Consider the following 11,724-nt stretch of genomic DNA (forward strand, 5'->3'; position numbering starts at 1 on the left):
TATTTATTTAAAAATGGATTATCATTTTGACAATCCATTTAAAATATAGAAATTAAATAGTTCTGTAATACGTTGTTTATCTAGAGGTTCGTGATCTCTGCTCCATTCAATCGTTAGTGTTGTATACAACCTATATAAGACGACAGCAGTGATTTCTGCATCACATTGAACGATTTCATTTCGATCAATTGCTTCTTCAATCTTACGTTTTAGATATTGAATAACCGCGCTGTTAAGTCTCTTAATTGCATCATGGACAGCAATTGTTCCAATTTCGCGTTGTTCTTGAAGAAGTTTAATCGTTAAATCATGTTCTGTTTGAAATTCCATTATTGCTTCGATTCCTTTATGAACTTTCGTAATAAAAGAATCTGAATCACAAATGGAGTTTTCTGCTACATTTTTCATATCTAAAATTAAATTATTGATAATTTCGTCAAATAATTCCTCTTTATTTTTGAAAAAAGTATAAATGGTTCCTTTTCCAACATTTGCTTGCTTTGCAATTTGACTCATTGTTGTAGCTTTATAACCAAATGTTCCAAAGGATCTTGTCGCTGCCTCTAAAATTCCTCTCTTTTTACTAGTACTCAACGTATTACGCTCCTTTTGACTAATTGACCAAAAATGAATTTTGGTCAATTTGATATACTTAATTTAACATACCTTTTTTATCTTTTCAACTTTAATATAAAAAATTAAGCAGTTTTCGTAGATATTGTTTTATTTAAAGTAGGACGTGAGTTTCCGCTTCAGACCTTTTAAAAACAACAATCTTTTAGAAAAGAGCCAAAAATAAAAAGAAATTCAAAAAATAAGAAGAAGCATTTAGCTTCCCCTTATTAATGAATAGTGAATTTAGTTACCTTACGATGTTTTTTGCTTTATTACTAACATTATTGATCATGTTGTTTATATCTTGTGTTGCGTTAGGTACTACATTATTGTTTTTTACTCGATTTGTAAAATCTTTTACTTTATTACGGACATCTGGATCAAATGTAACATATACTTTTTTTCCAACAGTATTTGGTGCAATATGATGCTTAATTTGATCTCTCGCAACATTTTCATTCACATTGTGATTTTTTAAATCTACTGCAATTAATATTTGGTTTCCAACAGCTAGTGTATTTGCATCAGCAACATTATTCAATTGTTTTACTTTAGTTGAGATTAAGTTCGATAATTTACCATCATAATTTGCATTAGGATTTGTACTAATATTTGTATAAGGAACAATTGGAACAGTGTTAGTATTAGGTGCAGTTGGAACTACGTTGGTATTAGGTGCAGTTCGATATGTTACATTTTGAGTATTTAAAGTATTGTTTGTATAATACCTTCCGTACCCTTTTCCTGCTTTAGCATCTCGAACCATTCCATCATTTATATATTCACTACTTAATCCTTCGTTAATACGGTCATTCCCGTTACTATAATTAACCCTATTATTGCCAGTATAACTTACATTACTTGGATATGGGTTTGCAGGATTGTTTTGATATCCAACATTTTTATAACTTGTATTTGTTACCCCAGGTTTTTTTGTAGTGTTCATATTACATGCAGTTAAAGATAAAGCCGCAATTAAAGAAGATGTAATAATTAAACTTTTTTTGTTCAAAACAAAAACCTCCCTTAAGGTAGAAGCTATGTTGTAACACGAATTGTATTACAACATTAGCTTGACCCTAGATGGAGGTTTTTAGTTTGTTAATTGATGGTATACACTTAAAATTTTGGAGGTGCAGCTGCTAACGAACGTTTGTGATGAGAACGTTCATGAAGTCGATCGATAATTTGACGATCTTTCTCTGGAATTTCTTCACCTTTTAAAAATTTATCAATCATATTATAAGTTGTTCCCATTTCATTTTCATCTGTTTGACCTTCCCATAGGCCTGCACTTGGTGCTTTATTAACTACTTGATCTGGTACACCTAACGTAATCGCTAATTCACGAACCTCGCCTTTTGTAAAGTGAACAAGAGGTACTAAATCAACCCCACCGTCTCCATACTTTGTGAAATAGCCTGTATGCCATTCAGCAGCATTATCTGTTCCTACAACTAAATAGCCATAATTATTTGCAACTGTATATAAAGTAGTCATTCGAAGTCTAGCTCTTGTATTGGCATCGCCTAATTTTGAAGCTTCCTCTTTCCATTCTCCAATTCCTTTTAATTGGTTCTCAATTTCTGTAAAAAGGACATTATGAGTATTCGTTAAATCGACTGTAATTTGTTTTAGTCCAGCACTTTCCGCAACCGCTAAAGCATCTTCACGGTCTTTTGGGTTGCTTTTACATGGCATAATAACTCCAATTGAGTTTTCAGGAAAAGCACGTTTAATTAAATGCGAAACAACAGCAGAATCGATTCCACCGCTAATCCCAACAATTAATCCATTTAATCCAGAATTTTTCACTTGTTCTCTTAACCATTCGACAAGTTTATTAATTTTTTCTTCCATCTATCTCGTTCCTTTCAATAAATAGACTAAATTGACTAATGCTTATATTACCATATTTTTTCCATATTCAACAAATTCATGACGTTCTTTTAATGATTGAATCGTGTAATTGATTAATTTCTCAACTGCATCTGTATTAGTTGCTTTATTCCCTCTCCAAAAATGTTCCCATTCTCTAAGTAAATCATTGGGAAAAAGCATACAATACCAAAAGAATTTGTCGTTTTTAAGCTGAGTAAAGGGTTCTAGATTAAACAAAACTTTACTATCCCACTTATTTTCGTTTAGTATATGCTGGCCTAGAACTGAATACTCATAAGATATTGGACCTTGAGATAAATTATCCAAATCAATAATAAAGCACCTTGTATCTATCTGAAGAAAATTATGAGGAACCAAGTCACCATGAAGTAAATCATTACATTCATTTGATTGATCTAGTTTTAAATTGAGGATAAAAATTGAAAGAGTTAAGATTTCGTCATAAACATCTTTCCCAATATAATACCGAATACATTCTCTCATTTTCCAAAATAGTGAGATCCTTTTACTCCATTTTCGTTCAATATTGATTGGATATGCAAGTCTTCTCAAATAAGGCAATTTCAATAATGCACTATGAAGTAAAAATACTGTTTTTGTGGCGATCTTAAGGGAGGATTCCTTCGAAAAGTTCGGAACATTCCCATTGCAAAAAAAAGGAAAAATTATAGCATAGTAATTGGTCAAATTCACTATTTCTTCATGATTAGAAAGAGTTATCGGATAAATTGTGTATTGAAACATTTGTGTAGAAAGTTTCTTGTATATTAGACTTACTCGTTTCGCTTCATAATAATTTTTGTACACTTTAACAATAAATACATTTTCTTCACTTTGCATAATTGAATAAACGTATTTTGCAATTCTGTTAACTTTTACAGAATGATATCCATTTTTTGTAAAAAGTAGAAAAAGACGATCCATAAGATTATCGTCTCTTCCCACTTTTTTTATTAGATTATTGTTCATCTTCCTCAAAGTAAGGCACCCCGTATGAACCCGGTTCATTTCGAGTTGATACTTCATTGGTAGGTTTGTATAACTGTGTATTCGGATCAAAATATGGATGATTTGATCCTTCAGGATTTTGTTCATTAGAATAATCCGTTGTAGTATACCCATCGAATTTTGGATAATTTAAAGTGGAAGATTCGAATGATGTATTAATGAATGTATCTTGTGCGTTTGTTGAAAAATCTTCATATCCAGTATATTGGAAAGTATCATCTCTATATAGCGGAGCATTTGGACCATAACTGTACGGTGAGACACCAGGATATGGATGATACATGTTATCATACATTGGAGCATGATCATAGTATGGTGACACGCCTGGATAACCAGTTGGATGGACAAATGGTGCATTTTCATAACCACCATAATAACCTGGATAACTACCTGGATAATGCGACATAGCTTGACTTGGCATATAGGCTGGGGATACCGCTGCATTTGGTGAATACACTGGTGATACCGCTGTATTCGGCATATAGGCTGGGGATACTTGTTGACTTGGCATATATGCTGGTGATACTTGTTGATTTGGCATATACGCTGGCGATACTTGCTGATTTGGCATATACGCTGGTGATACTTGTTGATTTGGCATATACGCTGGTGATACTTGTTGATTTGGCATATACGCTGGTGATACTTGTTGATTTGACATATACGCTGGTGATACTTGCTGATTTGGCATATATGCTGGTGATACTTGTTGATTTGGCATGTATGCTGGTGACACTTGTGCACTTGGTGCATATGATGGTGACACTTGTGCACTTGGTGCATATGATGGTGACACTTGTTGATATGGCATATATGCTGGTGATACTTGTGCACTTGGCGTAAATGGTGCATTCGGCATAAATGTTGGTGATACTGGTGCATTATTTGCTATTGGTAACATTTGATGATATGGAGAATAAGCTGGTGATACTTGAGCGTTCGGTTTTCCTGCTGTAGCTGCTGGCGATACTTGAGCGTTCGGTTTTCCTGCCATTGCTGCTGGCGATACTTGAGCGTTCGGTTTTCCTGCCATTGCTGCTGGCGATACTTGAGCGTTCGGTTTTCCTGCCATACCTGCTGGCGATACTTGAGTGTTCGGTTTTCCTGCCATTGCTGCTGGCGATACTTGAGCGTTCGGTTTTCCTGCCATTGCTGCTGGCGATACTTGAGCGTTCGGTTTTCCTGCCATAGCTGCTGGCGATACTTGAGCATTGGGTTTTCCTGCCATAGCTGCTGGTGATACTTGGGTGTTCGGTTTTCCTGCCATTGCTGCTGGCGATACTTGAGCGTTCGGTTTTCCTGCCATAGTTGCTGGTGAAACCTGTTGATTTACATTTGGCTGATATTGATATGGAGATACTTGTTGATTTACATTCGGCTGATATTGGTATGGAGATACTTGTTGATTTACATTTGGCTGATATTGGTATGGAGATACTTGTTGATTCGGCATCCCAGTTTGTACAGGAGAGACGATCGAACCTGGGAAGTAACTTGGATGTTCAGACATTATTTGCCCCCCTTTGGTGATATTCATCGGACTTGGTGTCATCATAGGCAAAGGTTGCATGTTTGATTTACTTGCAACTGGAGAAACCATCTGCGGTTGAATATTAGGTATATTTGCAATTGGTGATACCACTTGTGCGTTAGGTATGTTTGCTATTGGCGATACGATTTGTTGATTTGGCTTTGTTGCTATTGGTGACACTTGCTGATTAGCTTTTGTTGCTGCTGGTGATACTTGTTGATTCGCTTTTGTTGCTACTGGTGATACTGCCCCTTTTGTTGGTTTCGTTATTGCCGGTGACACTGCCCCTTTTGTTGGTTTTGTTACTACCGGTGATACTACCTCTTTTGTTGGTTTCGTTACTACTGGTGATACTACCTCTTTTGTTGGTTTTATTGCTGCTGGCGAAACTTGTGGCTTTGTAGGAGGTTTTGGGATCTCCTTAATTTGAGTTTCTTTTGTAGGTTTAACTTCTACATTGATATTAATATTTGTCTGTGGTGTTTCAGCAACAGCTGCCGGTTGTTCTTCTTCTAAATGAATACTCGGTTTTGGTTCTTTTGTTAACTGAACTTCTTTTTTTGATCCTACAACAAATTTTTGTTTTTCTTTTTCACCATGTTCAGGTACTTTAATTTTCATTCCAGGATGTATTGCTTCTGGATTACTCAATTGGGCATTCAATTTTACTAATTCATCAAAATTAATATTATATTTTTGAGCAATTTTCCAAAGGGTGTCTCCCTTTTGCACAATATGAATTCTCACTTTTTCCCCTCCTAGCCAATTGCTTCATTGTCAAAATGTACAATGGTACCTCAACATAATGTATGTTTGTCATACACTAAATATGATTATTCAAGTAGAAAGTAAATATAAAAAAGCTCTGATCGTTAACATCGTTTCTATTTAAGAATGTGTTAGTTAGTTTCCACTCCAGGATGCTCGCTTTCCGTGGGGCGGGCGGTGAGCCTCCTCGTCGCTCCTCCAGGAGTCTCGCACCTTCCGTTCCAACTAACTTCTGCTTTACTTGAAGCGTGCTTTAACATAACCTTTAAAAAAACTACAATCTTTTAAGAATTAGCAAATAAAGTGAAACTTCTATCAGTGGGGTTTTTCTTTATCCCCATTGATGATTAGCCCGCCCAATCGGGCTTTTACGGGCAGTTATCCCCCCTATCTTCTTCGTCTCTCTATCAATCTTGAAGTGAAGTTCTTACTGCCCGTTAATGCGGGACAAAAAAGAAAACAGTGTTTCAAAAGTATCTTCTAACTTTTAAAACACTGTCAGTATTTTCCTATGCAAGTAATAACATTTTATCAAGTGCTTTTATTGCATCAATAGCAATTGATTTTTCAACCTTAATAATGTTATCAATGGTTCCTTTTTCTATATTTTCAAGTGACCATAATAAATGTGGTAAATCAATTCGATTCATTGTTAAACAAGGACACATGTAAGGATTTAATGAAATAATTTCTTTATCAGGATGATTTTTAATAATTCGCTGAACAAGATTCATTTCTGTTCCTATTGCCCACTTACTTCCAGGAGGTGCTGCTTCAATTTGATCAATTATATATTTTGTTGAACCGTTATCATCACTTGCAGCAACTACTTCTCTTGAACATTCTGGATGAACAATGATTTGCATATCCGTATGATTTTTACGGACATTTTCAATATTTTTAACTGTGAAATTTTCATGTACAGAACAGTGTCCTTTCCAAAGGATCACTTTTATATCCTTTTCATCACCTTCATATTCTAGTGAGTCAGTTATTGGATTCCATATTGCCATTTGATCTAATGGTACCCCTAAATCAAAGGCCGTATTTCTTCCCAAATGTTGATCTGGTAAAAATAAGATTCGCTCTTTTTGAGTAAATGCCCATTCTACAACCTTTTTAGCATTCGATGAAGTAACAGTTGAGCCATTATTACGTCCTACAAATGCTTTAATAGCAGCTGTTGAATTCACATACGTTAATGGAAGAATTGTATCTCCAAATTTCTCTTGCAAAATTTTCCAAGCTCGATCCGTTTGATGATGATCTGCCATATCAGCCATAGAACATCCTGCACGCATATCTGGTAAAATGACAATTTGTTCTTCGTCTGTTAATATATCCGCTGTTTCTGCCATAAAATGCACACCACAGAAAACAATGTATTTTGCTTTCTTATTTTGAGCTGCAACTTGTGCTAACTGAAGTGAATCACCCGTAGAGTCTGAAAATTGGACTACTTCCTCTTTTTGATAATGATGGCCCGGTATAAAAAGTTGATCACCTAGACGTTCTTTAATTGCACGTACTCTATTTTCCATCTCTTCTGTTGATAAAGTATAATATTCATCCGGAATTTGATATCCTTCATTTTTTTGTATTAATTCTAAAATATTCATGATTTACTCTCCCATCCCTTTTTTACAAATAAAAACTAAGATCTAAAGCTTTAACTGAGTGAGTTAAAAATCCTAAAGAAATAACATTGACACCACAGTCACGATAGCTCGCTAAGTTTTCTAAAGTAATCCCTCCAGATGCCTCTGTCACAATTGTTGATGGGACATGTTTTCCGAAACGTATAATCTCCTCTGGTGAACGGTTATCATACATAATGACATCTGCACCAGCTTCAACTGATTCTATTACCTGCTCTTCAGATTCTGTTTCAACTTCAATTTTGATCATATGACCTAACTGCTTCCGAATACTTTCAACCGCATTCTTAATTGACCCAGCATATGCAATATGGTTGTCTTTTAACATAACTCCATCATAAAGACCAAAACGGTGATTAAAACCTCCACCACAAGTAACCGCATATTTATCAAACATTCTTAAACCAGGTATTGTTTTACGAGTATCAACAATCTTAATCTCTTTATTATTTAACGTTCTTACTGCTTCAGCTGTTAAAGTTGCAATGCCACTCATTCGCTGTAATAAATTCAACATGACACGTTCACCAGATAATAGAATTTGAACTGGCCCTTCAACTTCAGCAATTAATTGCCCTTTTTCAACTAAATCACCATCCTGAACGTGAAGCGTAACATGAACATCTTGATGTAGAATTCCATACGTTACAGCAATGATTTTTGTACCGGCAATAATCCCTGATTCTTTGGCAATGATTCTACCTGTACTCCGCTCAGAAATTGGAAAAATTAGAGTAGCTGATAAGTCACCATCTCCAATATCTTCTAAAAGAAATTGCTCGATTTGTTTTTTAGCCTTTAGTTCATTCATGTTATTTCTCCCCTACGCAATGACTTGATTTGTTGATGTTTCTCTTATATCTAAGAAATGAGATCCTACACTCTCTTTTCGGTTTAAAGCAGATTGTGCAATTAAATTACCAACTGTAATCATATTTAAGCGGACTAACACATCTACTGTTAAATTCACAGATTTTTCATCATTTGAAAGATGATAATGAAACCAATTTATTGCATCTTGTAATTCCTTTTCGGTACGGATAATTCCTACCTTTTGCATCATAATCTCTTGAATTTCTTCCTTAGTAGGCATATTTCTGCCAATAGGAAGTTCATAAATAACCTCTATCTCTTCATCATTGTCATCACGATTCAATAGATAATGAGCTACTTTTTCTCCAAAAACCATTCCTTCAAGCAGAGAATTACTAGCTAATCGATTCGCACCATGAACACCTGTACATGCAACCTCACCAATCGCAAACAAATGTTTAATTGATGTTTCACCATTTTCATTTGTTTTTACTCCCCCCATATGAAAATGGGCTCCTGGAACAACTGGAATTAATGGATGATCCAAATTCAAGCCATTACTTACTAAATTTTCATAGATTGTTGGAAAACGCTTAGAAAAGTTATTTACCGGTGATATATCTAAATACACATCTTCCCCATTTTTCATTTCATTAAAGATTGCACGACTAACGATATCTCTAGGAGCTAAATCCTCCATTGAATGCAAATCTTTCATGACACGTTTTCCACTACCCGTAACTAAAAAAGCCCCTTCTCCTCTAACAGCTTCTGAAATAAGACCATGACAAGAACCATTCAAATAGAGTAATGTAGGATGAAATTGAACAAACTCTAAATCTGCTAGTTCACACCCTGCACGATATGCCATCGCTATACCATCACCTGTAGCTGTGTGAACATTCGAGCTAAATTGATAGAGAGAACCGATTCCACCTGTTGCTACTATTGTGTTATGTGCATAATATTTTTTTAGGTTATTTCTTTCATCAAGAACCGCAACTCCAACGCAACGTTCATCTTTTATCAGAAAATCAACTGCCGTCTCATTTTCTACAATTTTGGCTCTCCCTTTTAATCTGTTTAACAACGTTTCTACTAAATACTTACCCGTTGCATCTCCACCAGCATGTAAAATTCGGCGTCGTCCATGTGCCCCTTCTTTACCTAATTGCGGCATTCCATTTTCATCACAATCAAACTTCATACCTTTTTCAATCATTAATTCAATTGCTTTCGGTCCATTTTTGACAAGCTCTAATACAGCATTTTTATTATTTACATAGCATCCTGCTACAATTGTATCCTCATAATGTTGTTGCCAAGTATCCCCCGGTGATACAGCAGCTGCAACACCACCCTGTGCAATCATAGAATTGCATTCATTTATCGTTCCTTTTGTGAACACTATCACATTCTTCTTATCACAAATTTCATCAGCTGCCATTAATGCAGCAATTCCACTGCCAATAATGACGACTTCTGCTTTATGCATTGTATTTTCCCCCTGAAAGCTTTGTGTAATAATGAGCATATAGTTAAAATACAGTTAATTTTACATATGTCTTGACACCTATATTTACATATATTTAAACTAATGACAAGAGTTTTTTTATAAACATTATTATTTTTAAAATAACGGCTATTCTAAAAAACCTTTTTATACAAATTTCTACTAATTCTGTAGGTAACATAAATTGTTTAAATTGAATCGGGAGGTCTTCTATTGATTTATTTAGATTATGCAGCATCAACACCAATGAGTGATGAAGCCTTACAAACTTTTCTTTCTGCTTCAAAACAATATTTTGCAAATGAGAGAAGTCTTCATGACTTAGGCTCAAACTCTGCATTATTATTAAAAACGGCTCGAAAACAACTTGCTACATTATTAGATTCCGACGAGTCCTCTATTTATTTCACAAGTGGAGGTACTGAGTCGAATAGTTTAGCTATTCAAACATTATTAGAAAGCTCTAAAAAAACAGGCAAGCAAATTATTACAACAAAATGTGAACATTCTTCGATCTTGAATTTATTAGAACGATTGTCAACTAAAGGTTTCGAAATTACTTATATTCCAGTTAACGAAAATGGTGTAATCAATTTAGATGAATTACAGAAAAATATTTCCGAAAATACTGTGTTAGCGATCTTCCAGCATGTTAACTCTGAAATCGGAACGATCCAACCAATTGAAGAAATCTCTAAAATATTATCTAAATATGATATTTTATTTCATTGTGATTGTGTCCAATCATTCGGAAAAATCGAAGTAAATCCTAATAAACTCGGAGTCACTAGTCTAAGTATTTCAAGTCATAAATTATATGGCCCAAAAGGTGTTGGAGCAGTTTACATTAATCCAAGTATTGCTTGGGAACCACTCATTCCAGGAACTTCGCATGAAAATGGTTTTAGACCCGGTACTGTAAATGTCCCTGCAATCGCATCTTTTGTAACTTCTGCTTCTACACTTTCTCAGAATTTGCGAAAGAATTACGAGCATTATAGAATGTTACATGAAGAATTAAATAATGTACTTAAACCTTTTCCAAATAAATTTATCATTGAAGGTGACTCTGAATTTTCTGTTCCTCATATAATTGGTATGAGAATTCTCGGCCTTGAAGGGCAATATGTATTATTAGAATGTAATCGTCACCAGTTAGCCATTTCGACTGGAAGTGCCTGCTCTATTGGCATGCAAAAGCCATCTACCACCTTACTTGCGATTGGAAAAAATGAAAGCGAAGCGAAGCAATTTTTTAGATTGTCATTTGGGATCATGACAACAGTAGAAGATATTAAAAAATTAGGAAAAGTATTAATCAGTATAGCTGAAAATAATGAATAATTTGAGGGATGTATTATGAATAAAAAATTACTTGGTGAAGAAAGAAGGAATATGATTTTACAATGGCTCAAGGAAGAAAAAGCACCTTTATCTGGAAATCAATTAGCTAAAAGAACAAACGTTAGTAGACAGGTAATCGTTGGGGATATGACTCTTTTAAAAGCAAAAAAAGAACCTATTTTAGCAACCTCACAAGGTTATCTCTATCTTCATAAAAATGAGGAGCTTGCAAAAGTAGAAAAAATTATTACTTGTCAGCACTTACCATCTGAAACAAAAAAAGAAATAGAGATATTAGTAGACCATGGAATTTTTGTGAAAGATGTATTAGTTGAACACCCTGTATATGGCTATATTTCTGCCCAATTGCATATCGGAAACCGAAGTGACCTAAATCATTTTTTAGAAAAAATGGACCAAACGCAATCACTTCCGTTATCTAATTTAACAAATGGTATTCATTTACATACAATCGTAGCAGATACTGAAGAACAAATGACGAAAGCGTTAATCGAATTACGAAAAGAAGGTATATTAGTCGAGGAATAAAACAACTCAATTTATACTTTCCA

General features: G+C 34.7%; 10 protein-coding genes. 2 read left to right on the plus strand and 8 right to left on the minus strand.

Annotated features, from left to right (window positions below):
- Positions 1-21: 21 nt before the first annotated feature.
- From J5Y03_RS01560 to nadB, 8 genes are all read right to left on the minus strand, one after another.
- Positions 22-594 carry a TetR/AcrR family transcriptional regulator gene (locus J5Y03_RS01560; protein WP_209401711.1) on the minus strand — a complete coding sequence of 191 codons (573 nt, stop codon included), beginning with the start codon at positions 592-594 and terminating at the stop codon, positions 22-24.
- 268 nt (positions 595-862) lie between these two features.
- The gene (locus J5Y03_RS01565) at positions 863-1,627 is read right to left on the minus strand and encodes a YhcN/YlaJ family sporulation lipoprotein (RefSeq protein ID WP_209401713.1); all 765 of its coding nucleotides are present in this window, start codon (positions 1,625-1,627) and stop codon (positions 863-865) included.
- 107 nt (positions 1,628-1,734) lie between these two features.
- Entirely contained in the window at positions 1,735-2,475 is a 741-nt protein-coding gene (nadE, locus tag J5Y03_RS01570) for an NAD(+) synthase (RefSeq protein ID WP_209401715.1), read from the minus strand.
- Between the two features lie 42 nt (positions 2,476-2,517).
- The gene (locus J5Y03_RS01575) at positions 2,518-3,495 is read right to left on the minus strand and encodes a hypothetical protein (RefSeq protein WP_209401717.1); all 978 of its coding nucleotides are present in this window, start codon (positions 3,493-3,495) and stop codon (positions 2,518-2,520) included.
- Entirely contained in the window at positions 3,476-5,803 is a 2,328-nt protein-coding gene (gene safA, locus J5Y03_RS01580) for a SafA/ExsA family spore coat assembly protein (protein WP_209401726.1), read from the minus strand. The genes J5Y03_RS01575 and safA overlap by 20 nt, the downstream gene beginning before the upstream one ends.
- Before the next feature lie 530 nt (positions 5,804-6,333).
- Positions 6,334-7,443, minus strand: coding sequence for a quinolinate synthase NadA (gene nadA / locus J5Y03_RS01585; protein WP_209401728.1), 1,110 nt, complete (start codon positions 7,441-7,443; stop codon positions 6,334-6,336).
- Between the two features lie 22 nt (positions 7,444-7,465).
- Positions 7,466-8,293: a carboxylating nicotinate-nucleotide diphosphorylase gene (gene nadC / locus J5Y03_RS01590; RefSeq protein ID WP_209401730.1), complete on the minus strand. Its 828-nt coding sequence runs from the start codon at positions 8,291-8,293 to the stop codon at positions 7,466-7,468.
- A 12-nt stretch (positions 8,294-8,305) separates the two neighbouring features.
- Positions 8,306-9,790 (minus strand): L-aspartate oxidase, encoded by a 1,485-nt coding sequence (nadB, locus tag J5Y03_RS01595; protein ID WP_209401732.1) that lies wholly within the window; start codon positions 9,788-9,790, stop codon positions 8,306-8,308.
- A 231-nt stretch (positions 9,791-10,021) separates the two neighbouring features.
- On the opposite strand from nadB, the gene J5Y03_RS01600 reads away from it, so the two are divergent.
- Together J5Y03_RS01600 and J5Y03_RS01605 are read left to right on the plus strand one after the other, a co-directional pair.
- Entirely contained in the window at positions 10,022-11,152 is a 1,131-nt protein-coding gene (locus tag J5Y03_RS01600; protein ID WP_209401734.1) for an IscS subfamily cysteine desulfurase, read from the plus strand.
- 15 nt (positions 11,153-11,167) lie between these two features.
- Positions 11,168-11,701 carry a transcription repressor NadR gene (locus J5Y03_RS01605; protein WP_209401736.1) on the plus strand — a complete coding sequence of 178 codons (534 nt, stop codon included), beginning with the start codon at positions 11,168-11,170 and terminating at the stop codon, positions 11,699-11,701.
- Positions 11,702-11,724: the final 23 nt, after the last annotated feature.

The organism is Gottfriedia endophytica, assembly GCF_017814275.1.
Lineage (GTDB): Bacteria > Bacillota > Bacilli > Bacillales > Bacillaceae_G > Gottfriedia > Gottfriedia endophytica.